The following is a 17624-nucleotide window of genomic DNA, read 5'->3' on the forward strand; positions in this document are numbered from 1 at the left end:
TACAGCGCCGCAATCAGCCGACGACGGCGACCCGTCCCCTTACCGGGGCTGGTCGCCGTCGTTTGCGGTTTAAGGACTTCCTTAGCAATTGGAGACCCATCTCTGTAAACTGGAACATGTCTTACTGCTATTTCGACGGAGTGTCAATAGCTAATTTGAACTAAATCGAAATTTTTGAGGAGTTAACCGAATGTCCCTCAGGTCCGGAAATCCGGCAACCGACAGTCCACCCGGTGAGCCGGACGGCCACCCCACGGAAGGAAAACCGGTCGCGCCCTCCAAACTAGCGAAGAACGTGTTTATCCCCGCCGCGGCGCTCATCGTGGTGTTCGTGGGCTTCGCACTCATTTTCCCCTCCACAGCAGCCGAGGTCTTCGGCAGCATCCAGACCAATGTCATCAGCAGCTTCGGCTGGTATTACGTGGCAATCGTCGCGATGTTCGTGGTGTTCTCCCTCTGGGTCGGGTTGAGTCGCTTCGGCGATATCCGCCTCGGCAAGGACGACGATCGCCCCGAGTTCTCGATGATGTCCTGGTTCTCGTTGCTCTTCGCCGCTGGAATGGGCATTGGTCTGGTCTTCTGGGGCGTCGCGGAGCCTCTGAACCACTTCGCGTCGCCCCCACCGGGCACCGAGGGAACCGGCGTCGAGCTCGCGCAGCAAGCCCTGACCCAGACCTTCCTCCACTGGGGCCTGCACGCCTGGAGCATCTATGTGGTGGTCGGCCTCTCCATCGCCTACGCGGTGCATCGGCGAGGTCGACCCATCTCCATCCGCTGGACACTTGAGCCGCTCCTGGGCGACAAGGTCAAGGGCAAATGGGGCGATGCTATTGACGTCATCGCCCTGGTTGGCACACTCTTCGGCGTCGCCACCTCGCTGGGACTCGGCGTGCTGCAGATGTCGGCCGGGCTGGATACCGCCAACATTATGGAGGCAACCAAGTTCACCCAGATCGGTCTGATCCTCTGCATCACCGCACTGACCCTCGTATCGGTCATCTCCGGCGTGGGCAAAGGCATGAAATGGCTGTCCAACACCAACCTGGTTCTGGCCGGCGTGCTGCTGCTCGTTATCCTGTTCACGGGCCCCACGCTGTTCCTGCTACGTGAATTCGTTCAGTCAATCGGCAACTACCTGCAGAACGTGGTGGGCCTGACCTTCGATACCCTTGCCTTCGCCGGGGCCGACGGCGAAGCCTGGCAGTCCGCCTGGACCACCTTCTACTGGGGCTGGTGGATATCCTGGGCCCCCTTCGTCGGCATCTTCATTGCTCGCATCTCCAAGGGCCGCACGGTCCGCGAATTCGTTGCAGGTGTCCTGCTGGTTCCCACCCTGCTCACCTTCCTCTGGTTCTCGGTCCTGGGCGGATCTGCCCTCTACCGCGAGCTCTTCGGCAACGGTGGTCTGGTCGGCGAAGACGGTGCGGTGGACACCAACAATGCACTCTTCGGGCTCCTTACGGAGCTGCCGGGCGGTCCGGTCCTGCTGATTGGCGCGATTATCCTGATCGCAATCTTCTTCATCACCTCGGCGGACTCCGGTGCGCTGGTGATGAGCATGATTTCCACGGGAGGGCACCCCGACCCCAAGAACTGGGTTCGGGCCTTCTGGGCTCTGGCTGCCGCCGCGGTCGCGATCGCCTTGCTCCTGGTGGGTGATGACGGGCTGGCCTCGATCCAGACCGCCGCCATCCTGACCGCACTGCCGTTCAGTGTGGTGATGATCTTCATGTGCGTGGCCACGGCGAAGGCCTTCCACGAGGAGCACCAGCAGTTCCTGCGCGCCCAGCGGCGCCAGGCGCGCCTTGCTGTTGCCGATCAGGTGACCGACCAGGTCAACGAGCACATGTCCGACCGGGTGGACCAGCAGATCCAGGATCAGCTGGAGGACTACCATCTGGTGGAGGCCGCCGGATCAACGGGTACCAGCTCGCCCCGACGCTGGAAGCTTTCCCGCTCGAAGAAGCCCTAGCACCATCGAGAGTGAGTGCGACGGCGGTTCACCCCCTTGGGGGTGGGTCGCCGTCGTGCGTTGTCCTCAGGCCCGTTGCCAGCGACGTTTCTGACCCGATATGCGCCCCGCGTTAGGCCATTTTTTCCTCAGAGCTTAGACTGGTACAAGCAGGCGCCGTCCTCATAACGCTAGATTCCCCTCAAGATTACTGAATTGAGCCATTACGCATGTCTGAAACCACAGGCAACACAGCTGTTCGCAGCGACCTCCGCAACGTTGCCATCGTGGCCCACGTTGACCACGGAAAGACCACCCTGGTTGATGCCATGCTCCGGCAGACCAATTCCTTCGCCGCCCACGGCGACGTGGCGGACCGGGTCATGGACTCCGGTGACCTTGAGCGCGAAAAGGGCATTACCATCCTCGCCAAGAACACCACCGTGTTCTACGACGGACCCTCCGCCAAAGGTGAGACCATCACCATCAACGTGATCGACACTCCGGGCCACGCCGACTTCGGCGGCGAAGTGGAACGCGGTCTTTCCATGGTCGACGGCGTTGTCCTGCTTGTGGATGCCTCAGAGGGCCCACTGCCCCAGACCCGTTTCGTGCTCCGTAAGGCCCTGGCAGCGAAGCTCCCCGTGGTGCTGCTGGTCAACAAGACCGACCGCCCCGACTCGCGGATCGACGAAGTGGTCAGCGAATCCATGGACCTCCTGTTGGGCCTCGCCTCGGACCTCGCCGACGAAGTGCCTGACCTTGACCTCGATTCGGTCCTCAATGTGCCAGTCGTGTACGCCGCAGCCCGCGAAGGGGCAGCCTCCCTCGAGCAGCCCGCCGACGGCACCGTTCCCTCGAACGACAACCTTGAGCCACTGTTCCAGACCATCCTCGAGCACATCCCAGCACCCCGGTACAACCCGGACGGCGTGCTGCAGGCCCACGTCACAAACCTTGACGCCTCCCCGTTCCTGGGCCGTCTCGCCCTGCTGCGTATCTTCAACGGCACCCTGCGCAAAGGCCAGACCGTCGCCTGGGCCCGCCAGAACGGCGAACTGAAGTCCGTCAAGATCACCGAACTGCTGGCCACCCGCGCCCTCGACCGTGTACCGACCGACTCGGCCGGACCTGGCGAGATCGTCGCCGTCGCAGGCATCGAAGACATCACCATCGGTGAGACCCTGACTGACATCGACAACCCTCAGCCGCTGCCGCTGATCACCGTCGATGACCCTGCCATCTCGGTCACCATCGGTATCAACACCTCGCCCCTCGCAGGCCGGGTCAAGGGTGCGAAGGTCACCGCCCGCCAGGTGAAGGATCGCCTGGACCGTGAACTGATCGGTAACGTGTCCCTGAAGGTCCTCGCCACCGAGCGTCCTGACGCCTGGGAAGTCCAGGGTCGTGGCGAGCTTGCACTCGCCATCCTGGTCGAGCAGATGCGCCGTGAAGGCTTCGAACTGACGGTCGGCAAGCCACAGGTGGTGACCCGCATGGTCGACGGCAAGGTGCACGAGCCGATGGAGCACATGACCATCGACGTGCCCGAGGAATACCTGGGTGCTGTCACCCAGATCCTCGCGACCCGCAAGGGCCGGATGACCAACATGTCCAACCACGGCACCGGCTGGGTTCGGATGGAATTCATCGTTCCCGCCCGCGGCCTGATCGGTTTCCGCACCAAGTTCCTCACCGACACCCGCGGTGCCGGCATTGCAGCGTCCTACTCTGAGGGCTACGAGCCTTGGGCCGGGGACATCGAGTACCGCACCAACGGCTCGATGATCGCTGACCGCGCCGGAGTCGTCACCCCATTCGCGATGATCAACCTGCAGGAACGTGGGTCCTTCTTCGTTGAGCCAACCTCCGAGGTGTATCAGGGGATGATTGTTGGCGAGAACTCGCGCGCCGACGACATGGACGTGAACATCACTAAGGAAAAGAAGCTCACCAACATGCGCGCGGCTTCCTCGGACACCTTCGAGAACCTGACCCCTCCCCGCAAGCTCACCCTTGAGGAATCGCTGGAATTCGCGCGCGAAGACGAGTGCGTCGAGGTCACCCCTGAGTCGATCAGGATCCGCAAGCTGATCCTGGACGCCAACGAGCGGATGCGCGCGGCTCGTTCACGGGCTCGCGTCTAGTCTTCGACAGTCGTGCAGAACACTCCGCCGGAACTGACTGACGACGACGCTCGGCGCCCTGCCGTCGTCGTCGGCGATCCGGGGGAGGCCTCGGCGAGGGCCCGCATCGGCTACGGTGTGGCCCCCCACCATAGGGTTTCCCTGTGGTGGGCCCTCGCGATGTCCGTGGTGCTGGGCCTGGCGGTGGCCATCCTTGGTACGGCGTTACATAGCCAGGTGTGGGAGCTGCCCGGGGCCACGCTTCCGGTCGGGGCCGCAGCAGCAGTACTGCTGGCCGGGAGTGCAGCGGTTTTCGCCGCTCTGTGGGCCCGGAATGTGTATCTCAGCCCAGCCGTGGGTGGGGTTGCCTATCTGGTGGTCGGATTGTTCGCCGCCAGTGAGGACCAGCAGCTGGTGCTCACCGATCTAGGGATGACCCCGCTGCTGCCCGTCGCCATTGCGGGAAGCATCTGGGTGTTTGGCCTGGCGATCGTGACGATGCTCGCATCCATGGTGTCCTGGTGGGTACTACGTCCCCGGCGGGCCGCGCGCACTACCTAGCCCGGGTTACCTAGCCCCGGGGTACCTACCCCGCGCTGCGCTAAGTTGCGCTTGATTAGTCCGCGCCGCGGTCCAGATGGTGAGCCAGCATGATGGACGTTGCGGTGCCGTCGGTGTCCGAATCGCGGATCGCGTATTCCTCGAGGATCTCGCGGATCCGACGCATCATTTCGGAACGGTTCGTATCGTTGAGGCGGAGCCCGAGCCGCCACACATCAATATCGGACGGGTTCAGCCCGTCGATTTCCTGCAGGAAGGTCTCCACCAGTACCGGCGCGGCATTCGGGATCCGGCTGCGCCAGGATAGGCCGGTCGCCCGGTAGGGGATCTCCTTGGCTCCTCGGTTTCCGGTGCGGGCCTCTTCGGCGGCGAGAAACCCTGTCGCGAGGAGCGTCCTCACATGGTGCAGGGCAGTGGCCGGGTTGAGGTCGAGGAGCTCAGCGATCTCCTTGTTTGTTCTGCCTTTATGCAGGCACAACCTGAGGATTCGCAACCGAACGGGAGAGCTCAGCGCCCGGCCGCGCGCCTGTACATCCTCATCAGTATCCATCCTTAGATGATACGTCAGACCCGGGTAGTGATTGACAGTAATCAATCACTACCCGCAAACTGTGACGGTGACCACCGAGCTTGTATCCCCACCGCCCTCCCTGCTTCGTGACGGGAACTTTCTCCGATTCTGGGCCGGGCAGGCCATCAGCCAATTCGGGACCCAGTTGGGTCATCTGGCCCTCCCTGTCATAGCCGTTCTCCTGCTGGGCGCATCCGAATTCGAGGTCGGAGTGCTTAACGCCAGCGGCACCGCAGCCTTCCTGCTGGTCGGGTTACCGGCCGGCGCCTGGGTGGACCGGTGGCTCAAACGCCGGGTGATGATCGGGGCGGACCTGGCGCGGATGGTGGCGATGCTCGCCATACCCCTTCTCTGGTGGACGGATACCCTCACCATCTGGCACCTGTGTGTGGTGGCCGGCGTCGTCGGCGTCGCAACTGTCTTCTTCGATGTGGCGTACCAGAGTTACGTTCCCGTGCTGGTGAACAGCGACCAGGTGCCCAGTGCCAACTCCAAGCTGGAATCCACCGCCCAGATTTCCCGCCTGGGTGGGCCGGCGCTGGGCGGTGGGTTGCTGCAGATCGTCAGCGCGCCGCTGCTGGTCATTGGTCAGTCGGCGGGTTACCTGGTGTCGGCGGTGTTCCTTGCCAGGACCCAGGACCGGGAGCAGCGGTCGCCCGTTGCGGACCGGCGCCCACTCGCCGTCGAAATCAAGGAAGGCTTAGCCTTCGTGTGGCGGCACCAGCTGATTCGGCGGGTCGCGGCATGCACGGCCGGGGTCAATTTCTTCGCGTCGCTTGTCTTTACCCTGCTGCCGCTGCTGATCCTGCGGGATCTTGGCCTGGGCGCTGTGGCGCTGGGCCTGATTCTGTCCGTTGCTGCAGTGGGAGGTTTCCTCGGCGCCCTGGCCACTCCCTGGATCGCCGGGCGGATCGGCGAAGGCACCATCATCCCCTTGGCGTCGCTGGCCGGCAGTGCGTTCCTGGTGCTGGTCCCGTTGGCTGCGCTCGCGCCGTCGAAGCCTACCGCCCTCGCTTTGCTGATCGTCGGTGAATCAGGGATGACCTTTTGCGTCCTGGCGTACAACATCATGCAGGTCAGCATGCGTCAGCGGGTCTGCCCACCGCGGCTACTTGGCCGGATGAACGCGTCCATCCGTTTCGTGGTCTGGGGTGTCATGCCCATTGCTGGGCTTCTGGCCGGAGTGCTGGGCGGGCAGATCGGCGTCATCCCCACCATGTGGATCGGAGTCGTGGGCACTGTCGTGGCGTCCATTCCGGTGCTGGGGGGCGGTTTCCTGGGAATGAAGAAGCTCCCCGACAAAGTTGCCCAGTGACCCACGCCCACGCCTGTGTCGCTTGGTCCCAGTGGCGGGGTGCTCCCAGTGGGATAGTCCAGACAATCCCACTGGCTGGTCGCGGCTGGTGGGATTGTCGCGTGGAATTGTCCACATCCGCACGATTAACAGGTATCGGGCATCAGCACTCGGGCACGATATCACCTATGGACCTTTTTAGCCTGCTGACTTCCCTCGGTGGTGTTGCCCGCCGCAAGGACCTGGTGTCCAACGGCGTGAGTGCTCACCAGCTGAGCGCGGCACTAGCAGCCGGCCGATTGGCGAAGCCATGCCGGGGTGTCTACTGCCTCCCCAACGCAAACCAGTCTCTCCTGACCGCACTGCGCGCTGGCGCCGATCTGGCCTGTATCAGCGCAGCGAAGCACCGCGGGCTGTGGATTCTCCGTCCACCGGCCTTGATTCATGTCAGCGTCGACCACGGCAACGGGCTGGACGGTGGGTTCAGGGTCCACCGCTCAGCAAAACCGCTCACGGTTTTGGACATCTGTGTGCAGTGCATGCGCTGTCTACCCGAGCTGGATGCTCTCTGCATTGTCGAATCTGCTGTGATGCTGGACGCCGTAAGTATCCCTGCACTTCGACAACGGGCAGCCGGTCGAAGGGACGTTTCCCTGCGAAGACTTATTGATCAGATTGACCCATTTTCCCAATCAATTTTGGAAACGGTCGCCAAGTACCACCTTCGGCGTGCCGGGTACAGCTTTCAGTCGCAGGTCTACATCAAGGGGGTCGGACGGATCGACCTGGTGGTAGAGAAGGTGCTGGGGGTCGAGGCCGACGGGCGTCGGTTCCATAGCGGGTCAGCAGATTTCGAAGAGGACCGACGTCGCGGGAACCTCCTGATGATAGGCCGTGTTCCAATACTTCATGCCTCCTATCCGTTGCTCGTCGATCACCCTGAAGAGTTCCTACGGCTGGTTAAACAGGCACTCGCCGCCTACGCTCCCACCGATCAGTCCCGACGGCTGGGATCCTCTAGACAATCCCAATGACGGGGTGCTCCCAGTGGGAAATTGCGCCGCCGCCGGGCCGCAGCAGGGGCGGGAGCAGGAGCAGGGGCAGGGGCGTGAGCAGGAGCGGGGACTTAGAACCGCCGAGGCCGCCGCGGGGGCGGGGGAGGGACCGGTTTGGCCGCCGTCACCAGGTCCAGGCGTACGACGACGTCGCCGTGGAGGCGGGTCCGCACCGTGCAGCTCTGCTGGTCGATCTGCACCAAATCACCCAGCGCGTCGGTGAGTCCGCCGTCGATGCGATACCGGACCACCACGCGTGTGCCCACGGGGAGGGCGATCAACTGCTGCGCGGGGGAGTCCATGTGATCAGCGTAATGGGCGGGACCAGCAGTGGCAGGGGTCATAGGGCAGTGCAGCCGCCCGATGCGGCTGCGCCGGGTCGTTGCGTTAAGCTGGAAACGGAACGAAGCCCCAACTGGAAAGGCGTGGGAAGTGACCTACGTAATCGCACAGCCGTGCGTGGATTTGAAGGACAAGGCCTGCATCGAGGAATGCCCGGTAGATTGCATCTACGAAGGCGAACGGTCCCTCTACATCCATCCGGACGAATGCGTCGATTGCGGCGCGTGCGAACCGGTGTGCCCGGTGGAGGCCATCTACTACGAGGATGATACCCCCGACCAGTGGGCCGAGTACTACAAGGCGAACGTCGAGTTCTTCGACGACATTGGGTCTCCCGGCGGTGCCGCGAAGCTCGGCAATATCGGCAAGGACCACCCCATCATCGCCGCATTGCCGCCCCAGAACCAGGACGCATGACCGCTCACGGCGGCAACCGCCCGTTCGGTATCGCGCTGCCGGACTACCCTTGGGATGCGATGGCGCCGTACGTGGCACTGGCAAACCAGCATTCCGACGGCGCCGTCAACCTTTCCATCGGCACACCCGTTGACCCCACCCCGGCCGTCATCCAGCGGGCGCTGACCTCCGCATCGGACGCCCCGGGGTACCCCACCACACATGGCACTGACGAGCTGAGGGCTGCAGTCAGCGACTGGTTTGCCCGCCGCCGCGGGGTCCCGGGTCTGGATCCGAAGGACATCCTGCCCACGGTCGGATCGAAGGAACTCGTGGCCTGGCTTCCCACCCTCCTCGGGTTGGGGAAGGGCGACATCGTTGTCCGCCCCACCGTCGCCTACCCCACCTACGACATTGGTGCGGTGCTGGCGGGCGCTACAGCCGTGGCAGCCGATGACCTCTCCACCCTCGATGCGGACACCCGATCGCGGGTCCGCCTGGTCTGGGTCAACTCGCCAGCGAATCCGACGGGTCGGGTGCTATCTGCGGCCGATCTTTCAATCATCGTGGCGGACGCACGCGCGCTCGGCGCCGTCGTCGCCTCGGACGAATGCTATGCCGAACTGGGCTGGGACGACTGGGATAGCGCGCACGGCGGCGAAGCGGTGCCCAGTGTGCTGGATCCCCGGGTGAATGGCGGCAGCCACACCAATCTGCTGGCCGTCTACTCCCTGAGCAAGCAATCCAACATGGCCGGCTACCGGGCCGCGTTCACCGCTGGCGATCCTGCTCTAATCGCCACGATGGTCAACTCCCGCAAACACGCTGGAATGATCGTCCCGTTCCCCGTCCAGGAGGCCATGCGCGCCGCATTGAGCGACGACGAGCATGTGCAAGCCCAAAAGGACCTCTACCGGTTGCGCCGGGATCGGTTGATCCCGGCGCTGCAGGGCTTTGGGCTGCGGATCGAGGACTCGGTGGCTGGCCTGTATCTGTGGGCCACAGCCGGTGAAGACACCTGGACCACTGTCGAACGGTTCGCGGGGCTCGGGATCATCGTGGGACCCGGGACGTTCTACGGCGACGCCGGCCGAGGCTTCATCCGCGTGGCGTTGACTGGCACCGATCAGCGTATCGACGCAGCAGTCCAAAGGCTCGCCGCAGCACGGTAAGGCGGCGACCTGACGACCCCGGTGTTCCGATTAGCGCTCGGGGCGCCCCTACCGGTAGCGTTTTAGCTGAATGTGTGACAGTGACGTCAGCCAATGCATGCCACCACTCCTGAAGGAGAGTTCAATGACCGAGCAGAACGGTGCGTCGTTGCACTATGACGGAGGCAAACTCAGCCTTCCGATGGTCAATGCCGCTGAAGGCAACAATGGTTATGACGTGTCGAAGCTGCTCAAGCAGACTGGCGCCGTCACCTTTGACCCGGGCTTCATGAACACCGCCGCCACCACGTCGGCCATCACCTACATTGACGGCGACCAGGGCATCCTGCGCTATCGCGGGTATCCGATCGACCAGCTGGCCCAGCACTCCAGCTTCCTCGAAGTCTCCTACCTGCTGATCTACGGGAATCTTCCCACCCCCGCCGAACTGGCATCCTTCGACGGCCGGATCCGCCGCCACACCCTGTTGCACGAGGAGCTCAAGGGCTTCTTCGGCGGGTTCCCCCGTGACGCGCACCCGATGCCGGTGCTGTCGTCAGCCGTCTCGGCGCTCTCCACGTTCTACCAGGACTCCCTGGACCCGTTCGACGACGAGCAGGTGGAACTCTCCACCTTCCGCCTGATGGCGAAGCTCCCTGTCATCGCCGCCTACGCGCACAAAAAATCCATCGGGCAGCCGATGCTCTACCCAGACAATTCGATGAACCTGGTGGAGAACTTCCTCAGGCTCTCCTTCGGTCTCCCCGCCGAGCCATACGACCTGGATCCGATGATGGTCAAAGCCCTCGACCTGCTGCTCATCCTGCACGCCGATCACGAGCAGAATTGCTCCACGTCGACGGTGCGTCTGGTTGGTAGTTCACATGCCAACATGTTTGCTTCGGTTTCGGCTGGCATCAACGCACTGTTCGGGCCGCTGCACGGCGGGGCGAACGAGGCGGTCCTGAATATGCTCCGCGACATCAAGGGCAAGGGCATGAAGCCTGAAGACTTCATGGAGAAGGTCAAGAACAAGGAAGACAACGTGAAGCTGATGGGCTTCGGGCACCGCGTCTATAAGAACTACGACCCCCGCGCCACCATCGTCAAGGCTACCGCCCACGACATTCTCGGCAAGCTCGGCGGCAACGACGAACTCCTGGACATCGCGATGCGCCTAGAAGAGAAGGCCCTCGCCGATGACTACTTCATCGAACGGAAGTTGTACCCGAATGTCGACTTCTACACCGGTTTGATCTACAAGGCGATGGGCTTCCCCGAGAAGATGTTCACAGTGCTCTTCGCTATCGGGCGACTGCCGGGCTGGATTGCCCAGTGGCGCGAGATGATGCAGGATCCGCAGACCAAAATTGGTCGCCCTCGGCAGCTCTACACCGGCGAGGGCGCACGCAACTACCCAGCGCGCTAGCAGCACCGAACGCACCCCTTGCGTCTCTGATCTACGACGACGGCCGGTCTCCTGCGGAAGGGCGACCGGCCGTCGTCGTCGGGCGTCTTCTTAGCTCTCGTAGCCTTGAGGGTTATGCTTTTGCCAGCGCCAGTGGTCCTCGCACATCTGCCGCAGCGACCGGTGCGCCGACCAGCCAAGGTCGGCCAGCGCCGCCGACGGGTCCGCGTAGCTCACCGCCGCGTCCCCGGGTCGGCGGTCGGCGAACTCGTAGGGAACCTCGTGTCCGGCCGCGGCAGAGAACGCGGCGAGCACTTCGAGCACCGACGCCCCATTGCCCGTGCCCAGGTTCCAGCGGTGCACGCCGGCGTGGGTGGCGAGGTAATCCAGTGCGGCGAGGTGGCCTGCCGCCAGGTCGACCACGTGGATGTAGTCGCGGATGCCAGTGCCATCGGGGGTGGGGTAGTCGTGGCCGAAAACCATGACCTTCTCCCTGCGACCCACCGCCACCTGCGCGACGAAGGGGAGCAGGTTGTTGGGAACTCCGGTGGGGTCCTCGCCAATTCGCCCCGATTCATGGGCGCCTACCGGGTTGAAATACCTGAGCAAGGCAATGTTCCAGCGACCGTCGGCGGCACCGAGATCGGTCAGGATGTCCTCGATCTGTTCCTTGGTGCGCCCATAGGGGTTGACAGCATCCAGGGGCATCTTCTCAATCAGCGGCACCTCTTCGGAGGCACCGTACACTGTGGCCGACGAGCTGAAGACCAGGGTCCGCACCTGGGCCGCCTCCATCACGCGGAGCAGGTTCAACGTGCCGCCCACGTTGTTGTGGTAGTAATGCAGCGGCTGGGTCACCGACTCGCCCACGGCCTTCAGCCCAGCAAAATGGACGACGGCGTCGATAGCCTCGGTATCGAACACGGCCGTCAACGCCACCTCGTCCAGGAGGTTGACCTTGTGGAAGGTCAGGTCCTTCCCACTCAGCTCCCTCACGCGGTGGAGGGCGATCTCGGAGGAGTTCATCAGATTGTCGACCACTACCACCTGGTGGCCAGCGTCGAGGAGGGCGAGCGTCGTATGGGAACCGATGTAACCGCTGCCGCCAGTAACCAGAATTTTCATAGGACAAGCCTAGTTTGTTGTCGGCGGATTCGTGGTGTCCACTGCTGGAGGGTGGAGGGCGATCGGTCTACCCTTGAGGAGTAAGCCGAACCCGCGCCGGGGAGTCCGGGACGGATTCGACGGGAAGGTTGAGCGGATGACGCCCTCCGGTGACTCTGGGTGGCAGATAGTTGTGAGCACTTCGCCGATAATGTTGTTTTCCCTGTATCTGCGGGACTCCGCCGGGTTGGACTTCGGACTGGACGCCGTCGGGGTCCCGCTGGTTTCCACGGTGGTCCCACCGGTGCCCCGGGCCGATCCGGGTCAGCTGGTGAACGACGCCGGTGGGTTGACGGTGCTGCGGATTGAATGGGAAACGTGGTGGCGCCAACTGCTGGGCAAAGACCCCCCGCCGGAGGCCACGCCGCCGCACTTCCCTGAACTGGAGTCGCTGCCCGCCTTGCAGCTCCTCGCGCACGCCCACTATGGCTCAGCGATGGAGTGGTCCAGCGCCCGGATCACCGAATACACGGAGTTGTCCCGGCGTCGCGGGCGGTTGAGGCCGCAGGATCCGTTCAGGCAGCTGATCCAGGAGCGGGAGCTCGAGCTAGCTCGGGATGCCAGGGCGTTCACGCTGCAGGTGGTTGAGCTTCCCCTCAGTGAGCCGCGGGCGTGGTTTGTCGAGCCCGGCACGCTGCTCATGAGTCAGGACCTCTCCGACGACGAGGAGGCGTTTTGCAGCTATGTGCGCCCTGTCGTTGAGCTGCTCGCCTAGACTGCCGGTGGTGCTGTGGGATCCCCGGCGAGCCGGATGACCAGCTGGCCGGTGGCAGTCTCGGCGGCGTCCCAGCCGTGATCTGCCCTGGTCCACTGCAGCCCGCCAAAGGCCACCGCCTCGATGTGGAGCGCCTTCGCGTTGGCGACTGCCCACTGCGCGGCGGCCCAGCCGCGGGTGCTGGTGACCTCCAACGACAGGATCCCGGCGTCTACCACAGGTGCTTCGAGCGGCCCGAACACCCGCTCGGCAGCTGACTGGACGGAGGCCGGATCGCCGGTCTGATCAGCGCCCCGCAGGACGCAGTTCAGGGACGCGGGGGAGTTGCCGGTGAGGGCCGAGGCGAACGCCCGCCCCTCCGCCTCGTGGTCGGCGTAGGCATCAGGAAGCGCACTGCGCTGCACTGCCTGCGCCGCCTCAGTGATCGGCAGCGACTGGTAGGCCGGCACCTTCACCAGCGCGTCGTAAAACGCACCAGCTGCGTAGAGCGGGTCCTGAACCTGATCGTCGGTGCCCCAGCCCTGCGAGGGACGCTGCTGGAAGAGCCCGCGGGAGTCCGGCCCGGCCTGGTCACCGTAATCAAGGTTGCGCAGGCCTGACTCCTGCACCGCTGTGGCCAGGGCGATCGACGCCGCACGGGCGGGAAGGCCCCGCGTCACGGCCACCGCGGCGATCAGCGACGCATTCTCCGCCTGCTCGAGACCAAGTTCGTAGGTGTCATTGCCGACGACGGCGGTGCACCGTTCCCGGATCAATACCTCAGAGGAACCCACCTGGTTGACCGCCAGGTAGATCCCGCCGGAGAGCACAGTCGACAGGATCACGAGGACGAGTGTTGTCTTCACCCGCCGGCGCTTCCGTGCCTCGGCCTTCCTGTACGCCATAGTTCCCTAGTTGGCGTGCAGCACTGAGTTCAAGGCGATTCCGTGACCGCGGCGCTCCCGGGCTTCGACGACGCCGGTCGCTGAGTTGCGGAGGAAGAGCAGGGAGGACTCGCCGGAGAGCTCAACAGCCTTAACCACTCGCGCGTCGGGGAGGGTAACTTTCGTGCCCGCCGTGATGTAGAGGCCCGCCTCGACAACGCAGTCATCGCCGAGGGAAATTCCGATGCCGGCCTGCGCGCCGAGGAGGCACCGTTCACCGATGGCGACGCGTTCTTTCCCGCCGCCAGAAAGGGTCCCCATGATCGAGGCGCCGCCCCCGATGTCCGAACCGTTTCCCACTACTACCCCAGCGGAGATGCGTCCCTCGACCATCGACTGGCCCAGGGTGCCGGCGTTGAAGTTGACGAAGCCTTCGTGCATCACCGTGGTGCCAGCGGCCAGGTGGGCACCCAGCCGAACCCGGTCGGCGTCGGCAATCCGAACACCGGCAGGCATCACGTAGTCCACCATGCGGGGGAACTTGTCCACCGCGTACACAATGACCGTGCCGCGGGCGCGGAGCCGCAACCGGGTGGTCTCGAAGTCCTGGACGGGGCAAGGCCCGAAGTTGGTCCACACCACGTTGGCCAGGAGCCCAAAGACACCGTCGAGGTTCAGCGTATTCGGCGCCGCCAGGCGGTGGGACAGGAGGTGGAGGCGCAGGTAGGCGTCGGCAGCATCTTTCGGCGGAGCATCGAGGGCGCTGTGCACCTCGATGACCTTCTGGCGGGTACCGCGCAGCTCATCGGTGCCGGCCAAGGCGTCGAGGGAACCCCTCAGATCCTCCTGCGACGAGGCACCGAGCTCGGGCCGGGGGAACCACACGTCAAGAATAGTCCCGTCGGCATCGACTGTGGCAAGACCAAGTCCGTGGGCTGATCGGGGGCCAGGATCGGCTGGTGTAGGGGCGGCGGCTCGTTCAGTCATGGCCTCAAGTCTACCGAGCGATAGGCTGGATCCATGACCGCACACCTCCCCATCAGCCTTGACCTTTCTGCCGACGTCGCTCTCCTGACCGCGTCGCTCCTCGACATTGAGAGCGTCTCAGGCAACGAGAAGACCCTCGCCGATGCAGTCGAAACCGGTTTGCGGGACTGCCCCCACCTTGAAGTAGTGCGCGACGGCGATTCGATCATCGCGCGGACCTCCCTTGGCCGCGCCGAACGGGTCATCCTGGCTGGCCACCTGGACACGGTGCCCCTGCCCGGCGTCGCAGGCTCCCGGGGAACGGTGCCCAGCACGTGGGAGGGCGACGTGCTCTACGGTCGCGGTGCTACCGATATGAAGGGTGGGGTGGCGGTTCAGCTGGCGCTTGCCGCTGCCCTCACCGAACCCGCCCGGGATATCACCTATGTGTTCTACGACCATGAGGAAGTGGAGGCGTCGCTGAGCGGCCTGGGCCGGTTGGTCGAGAGATTCCCGGACTGGCTGGCGGCTGACTTCGCGGTGCTCCTGGAACCCACCGACGGCACGGTGGAGGGCGGCTGCAACGGTACCGCCCGGTTCAACGTCACCACCACTGGCACGGCCGCGCACTCGGCGCGCGCCTGGATGGGCGAGAACGCCATTCATGCGGCCGCCGACATACTGGCCCGGCTTCGTGACCACGAACCGCTCACCGTTGACGTGGACGGGTTGGCCTACCGGGAGAGCCTCAACGCGGTGATGATCAAGGGTGGGACCGCGGGAAATGTTATTCCGGACCGGACCGTGATCGAGGTCAACTACCGGTTCGCGCCGGATAAATCACCCGACGACGCCGAAGCCTACGTCAGAGCCGTGCTGGCTGGCTACGACATCGAGCGCACCGACGCCGCAGCGGGAGCCCGTCCCGGCCTGCACCATCCGGCAGCAGCCGACTTCGTGGCCGCGGTCGGTGCCGAACCGAAACCGAAGTACGGCTGGACCGACGTCGCACGCTTCAGCGAGCTGGGGATTCCGGCGGTGAACTTCGGCCCCGGCGACCCGCTGCTGGCGCATTCCGACAACGAGCACGTCAGCGCCGGCGAAATCCGCGAGTGCTTGCGAGCGCTGAAGGCCTGGCTCGGCTAGCGCGCCCCGAGGCCGGCGGCCGGCGGGACCGGCGGCCTGCGTCAGGATTGGGGACCGGCGTCCGGACTGGCGTCGGAATCGGATCGGTGAGCGAGCCGGACACGGGGCGTGAAAGTAGACCTCGGGGAGGAACATGTCCGGCACCAAAGCCCAGGTTGACGCCTCCGGTCCAGGTTGCTCACCGAGCCGGGCGGTTCGACCGACGACCCGGCGGGTCCAACCAAACGTCACACAGAAAAGTGCGGCTACACCCAAGGGCGTAGCCGCACTTCTCATGTCGGCACCAGCAGCGGTCGTCACCAGCAGCTGTCTGACCCACCAGCGGCGCCGGGCCGTGTTAGTTGACCGAAGCCGCAGCGTTCAGCTCGGGGTCCTCGGCCTTCTTGACCTTGCGGCCGGTCCTGAAGCTCAGCAGGGTGGAGAGCTTGTTGGCAGCGGAGGACAGGGCAAAGTTGATCAGGATGAAGATCAAGGCCGCGATCAGCAGGGATTGCAGCAGATTTCCTTCGCCCACACCCAGGCGGCGCGAGAACTGGAGTAGCTCCGCGTAGCCGATGATGTAGCCAAGGGCCGAGTCCTTCAGGATGACCACGAACTGGCTGACCATGGCCGGCAGCATCGCCAACAACGCTTGCGGGATTTCGATACTGCGCAGCGACTGACCAGGAGTCATGCCGATGGCCATGCCCGCTTCGCGCTGGCCCTTGGGCAGCCCGTGCACCCCCGACCTGACCAGTTCGGCGATCACCGACCCGTTGTACAGGGTGAGAGCGGTCACGACCGCCACGAAGATCGGATCCTCGATGAACGGCACTCTGGCCAGTCCCAACCAGAGGAAGATCATCATCAGCAGGACGGGTACCGCACGCAGGAATTCGACCACGAGACCGGCGAACCAGCGGACCGGTGCGATGTGGGACAGGCGTCCGACGCCGAATAGCAGGCCGAAGAGGATCGACGTGACCACTGCAACGGCTGCGGCTTTCAGAGTGCTGAGCAGTCCTGGCAGGATGAAGAACTCCCAGGTCCGCATTTCGAGGAACGGGGTCCACTTTGCGGCCTCGAACTGTCCTTGACCGGCGAGGGCTGACACCAGCCAACCGAGCAGACCGACCACCAGCAGGACGCCGGCAATGTTACCGATGAGGATGCGGCGTTTGCCTTTCGGGCCCGGCGCATCGAAGAGGACCTGTTGCGCGCTCATCGTGCCACCGCCAATCTCCTGGACAACCAGGTCGTCAAAAGACCGATGGGTACCACAATGATCACGAAGCCCAACGCGAAGACGAAGAAGATGGGGATCACCAGGTCGCCCCGGAACTCGATCATCTCCTTCATCAGGTTCGACGACTCGATCACCGATCCCGCGAATGCGACAGTCGAGTTTTTGGTCAGGGCGATCAGCACGTTGCCCAGCGGCGCAACCGCACCGCGCAGGGCCTGCGGCAGGATGATCAGGCGGGCCGCCGGCAGGAAGCTGAGCCCGATGGCCCGGGCTGCTTCCGCCTGACCGAGCGGAACAGTGTTGACACCACTGCGGATCGCTTCGCACACGAAAGCAGCGTGGTAGATGCTCAGGCCGAGAATGGCAAGGCGAAGGAAGTTCAGTTGAAAATCTTCGGCGAGGACAACATTAAGCTGCCCCCACAGCCCAAGGATGCCAAACGCAATGATGACCGTGAGTGGTGTGTTCCGGAAGATATTCACGTACGCGGCGCCGAACCACTGAAGGCTCGCTATCGGCGAAATGCGCATCAACGCGAGGATGGTTCCCAGGATGAATGACCAGATAGCGGCCCAAAACGTCAGCTGGATATTGACCCAGAACGCTCCAACGACGTCGTACGTTTCGAAGAGCGATAGGAAGTTATCCATGGTTCACCCCTTCCGTGGTGGTGAAATGCCTTGGTGGGGC

General features: G+C 64.0%; 17 protein-coding genes. 10 read left to right on the forward strand and 7 right to left on the reverse strand.

Annotated features, from left to right (window positions below; translation table 11 throughout):
* Window positions 1-190: 190 nt before the first annotated feature.
* The 3 genes from ACX80G_RS02660 to ACX80G_RS02670 all read left to right on the forward strand — a co-directional run bounded on the left by ACX80G_RS02660 (window position 191) and on the right by ACX80G_RS02670 (window position 4638).
* Window positions 191-1972: a BCCT family transporter gene (locus ACX80G_RS02660; protein ID WP_459305440.1), complete on the forward strand. Its 1782-nt coding sequence runs from the start codon at window positions 191-193 to the stop codon at window positions 1970-1972.
* 209 nt (window positions 1973-2181) lie between these two features.
* Window positions 2182-4098: a translational GTPase TypA gene (gene typA / locus ACX80G_RS02665; RefSeq protein WP_459305441.1), complete on the forward strand. Its 1917-nt coding sequence runs from the start codon at window positions 2182-2184 to the stop codon at window positions 4096-4098.
* A 12-nt stretch (window positions 4099-4110) separates the two neighbouring features.
* Complete coding sequence (locus ACX80G_RS02670) at window positions 4111-4638, forward strand: hypothetical protein (protein WP_459305442.1); 528 nt, start codon at window positions 4111-4113, stop codon at window positions 4636-4638.
* Window positions 4639-4693: 55 nt separating this feature from the next.
* Here the strand turns inward: ACX80G_RS02670 and ACX80G_RS02675 are convergent, their stop codons facing one another.
* On the reverse strand, window positions 4694-5188 hold the full coding sequence (locus tag ACX80G_RS02675) for an ArsR/SmtB family transcription factor (protein WP_459305443.1): 495 nt from the start codon (window positions 5186-5188) through the stop codon (window positions 4694-4696).
* A gap of 67 nt (window positions 5189-5255) precedes the next feature.
* Between ACX80G_RS02675 and ACX80G_RS02680 the strand changes: the two genes are divergently transcribed.
* Complete coding sequence (locus ACX80G_RS02680; RefSeq protein WP_459305444.1) at window positions 5256-6524, forward strand: MFS transporter; 1269 nt, start codon at window positions 5256-5258, stop codon at window positions 6522-6524.
* Window positions 6525-6691: 167 nt separating this feature from the next.
* The gene (locus tag ACX80G_RS02685) at window positions 6692-7537 is read left to right on the forward strand and encodes a type IV toxin-antitoxin system AbiEi family antitoxin domain-containing protein (protein WP_459305445.1); all 846 of its coding nucleotides are present in this window, start codon (window positions 6692-6694) and stop codon (window positions 7535-7537) included.
* Between the two features lie 92 nt (window positions 7538-7629).
* Here ACX80G_RS02685 and ACX80G_RS02690 read toward each other — a convergent pair whose 3' ends face one another.
* Window positions 7630-7860 carry a putative acetyltransferase gene (locus ACX80G_RS02690; protein WP_459305446.1) on the reverse strand — a complete coding sequence of 77 codons (231 nt, stop codon included), beginning with the start codon at window positions 7858-7860 and terminating at the stop codon, window positions 7630-7632.
* A 130-nt stretch (window positions 7861-7990) separates the two neighbouring features.
* Between ACX80G_RS02690 and fdxA the strand changes: the two genes are divergently transcribed.
* The 3 genes from fdxA to ACX80G_RS02705 all read left to right on the forward strand — a co-directional run bounded on the left by fdxA (window position 7991) and on the right by ACX80G_RS02705 (window position 10876).
* The gene (gene fdxA, locus ACX80G_RS02695; protein ID WP_459257918.1) at window positions 7991-8317 is read left to right on the forward strand and encodes a ferredoxin; all 327 of its coding nucleotides are present in this window, start codon (window positions 7991-7993) and stop codon (window positions 8315-8317) included.
* Entirely contained in the window at window positions 8314-9468 is a 1155-nt protein-coding gene (gene dapC, locus ACX80G_RS02700) for a succinyldiaminopimelate transaminase (RefSeq protein ID WP_459305447.1), read from the forward strand. The genes fdxA and dapC overlap by 4 nt, the downstream gene beginning before the upstream one ends.
* A gap of 124 nt (window positions 9469-9592) precedes the next feature.
* The gene (locus ACX80G_RS02705) at window positions 9593-10876 is read left to right on the forward strand and encodes a citrate synthase (RefSeq protein WP_459305448.1); all 1284 of its coding nucleotides are present in this window, start codon (window positions 9593-9595) and stop codon (window positions 10874-10876) included.
* A 90-nt stretch (window positions 10877-10966) separates the two neighbouring features.
* Here the strand turns inward: ACX80G_RS02705 and galE are convergent, their stop codons facing one another.
* Window positions 10967-11980: a UDP-glucose 4-epimerase GalE gene (gene galE / locus ACX80G_RS02710; RefSeq protein WP_459305449.1), complete on the reverse strand. Its 1014-nt coding sequence runs from the start codon at window positions 11978-11980 to the stop codon at window positions 10967-10969.
* 172 nt (window positions 11981-12152) lie between these two features.
* Here galE and ACX80G_RS02715 point away from each other — a divergent pair, with 172 nt between their 5' ends.
* Window positions 12153-12734, forward strand: coding sequence for a hypothetical protein (locus ACX80G_RS02715; RefSeq protein ID WP_459305450.1), 582 nt, complete (start codon window positions 12153-12155; stop codon window positions 12732-12734).
* Here the strand turns inward: ACX80G_RS02715 and ACX80G_RS02720 are convergent.
* Entirely contained in the window at window positions 12731-13618 is an 888-nt protein-coding gene (locus ACX80G_RS02720) for a hypothetical protein (RefSeq protein WP_459305451.1), read from the reverse strand. The genes ACX80G_RS02715 and ACX80G_RS02720 overlap by 4 nt on opposite strands.
* A 6-nt stretch (window positions 13619-13624) precedes the next feature.
* The gene (dapD, locus tag ACX80G_RS02725) at window positions 13625-14584 is read right to left on the reverse strand and encodes a 2,3,4,5-tetrahydropyridine-2,6-dicarboxylate N-succinyltransferase (RefSeq protein WP_459305452.1); all 960 of its coding nucleotides are present in this window, start codon (window positions 14582-14584) and stop codon (window positions 13625-13627) included.
* 33 nt (window positions 14585-14617) lie between these two features.
* Between dapD and dapE the strand changes: the two genes are divergently transcribed.
* The gene (gene dapE / locus ACX80G_RS02730) at window positions 14618-15709 is read left to right on the forward strand and encodes a succinyl-diaminopimelate desuccinylase (RefSeq protein ID WP_459305453.1); all 1092 of its coding nucleotides are present in this window, start codon (window positions 14618-14620) and stop codon (window positions 15707-15709) included.
* Between the two features lie 337 nt (window positions 15710-16046).
* Here dapE and ACX80G_RS02735 read toward each other — a convergent pair whose 3' ends face one another.
* Window positions 16047-16913, reverse strand: a complete 867-nt coding sequence (locus ACX80G_RS02735) for an amino acid ABC transporter permease (RefSeq protein WP_459305454.1) — start codon at window positions 16911-16913, stop codon at window positions 16047-16049.
* On the reverse strand, window positions 16910-17584 hold the full coding sequence (locus ACX80G_RS02740) for an amino acid ABC transporter permease (RefSeq protein WP_459305455.1): 675 nt from the start codon (window positions 17582-17584) through the stop codon (window positions 16910-16912). Before ACX80G_RS02740 ends, ACX80G_RS02735 begins: the two co-directional genes overlap by 4 nt.
* Window positions 17585-17624 lie beyond the last annotated feature (40 nt).

This window comes from Arthrobacter glycogeni, assembly GCF_054510815.1.

Bases quoted from the DNA above. Each gene is read 5' to 3' on its own strand.
- dapD (WP_459305452.1), bottom strand. From the start codon at position 14,584: ATGACTGAACGAGCCGCCGCCCCTACACCAGCCGATCCTGGCCCCCGA.
- typA (WP_459305441.1), top strand. From the start codon at position 2,182: ATGTCTGAAACCACAGGCAACACAGCTGTTCGCAGCGACCTCCGCAAC.
- ACX80G_RS02685 (WP_459305445.1), top strand. From the start codon at position 6,692: ATGGACCTTTTTAGCCTGCTGACTTCCCTCGGTGGTGTTGCCCGCCGC.
- ACX80G_RS02735 (WP_459305454.1), bottom strand. From the start codon at position 16,913: ATGAGCGCGCAACAGGTCCTCTTCGATGCGCCGGGCCCGAAAGGCAAA.
- ACX80G_RS02720 (WP_459305451.1), bottom strand. From the start codon at position 13,618: ATGGCGTACAGGAAGGCCGAGGCACGGAAGCGCCGGCGGGTGAAGACA.
- ACX80G_RS02690 (WP_459305446.1), bottom strand. From the start codon at position 7,860: ATGGACTCCCCCGCGCAGCAGTTGATCGCCCTCCCCGTGGGCACACGC.
- dapC (WP_459305447.1), top strand. From the start codon at position 8,314: ATGACCGCTCACGGCGGCAACCGCCCGTTCGGTATCGCGCTGCCGGAC.
- ACX80G_RS02660 (WP_459305440.1), top strand. From the start codon at position 191: ATGTCCCTCAGGTCCGGAAATCCGGCAACCGACAGTCCACCCGGTGAG.
- galE (WP_459305449.1), bottom strand. From the start codon at position 11,980: ATGAAAATTCTGGTTACTGGCGGCAGCGGTTACATCGGTTCCCATACG.
- ACX80G_RS02740 (WP_459305455.1), bottom strand. From the start codon at position 17,584: ATGGATAACTTCCTATCGCTCTTCGAAACGTACGACGTCGTTGGAGCG.
- ACX80G_RS02705 (WP_459305448.1), top strand. From the start codon at position 9,593: ATGACCGAGCAGAACGGTGCGTCGTTGCACTATGACGGAGGCAAACTC.
- ACX80G_RS02675 (WP_459305443.1), bottom strand. From the start codon at position 5,188: ATGGATACTGATGAGGATGTACAGGCGCGCGGCCGGGCGCTGAGCTCT.
- dapE (WP_459305453.1), top strand. From the start codon at position 14,618: ATGACCGCACACCTCCCCATCAGCCTTGACCTTTCTGCCGACGTCGCT.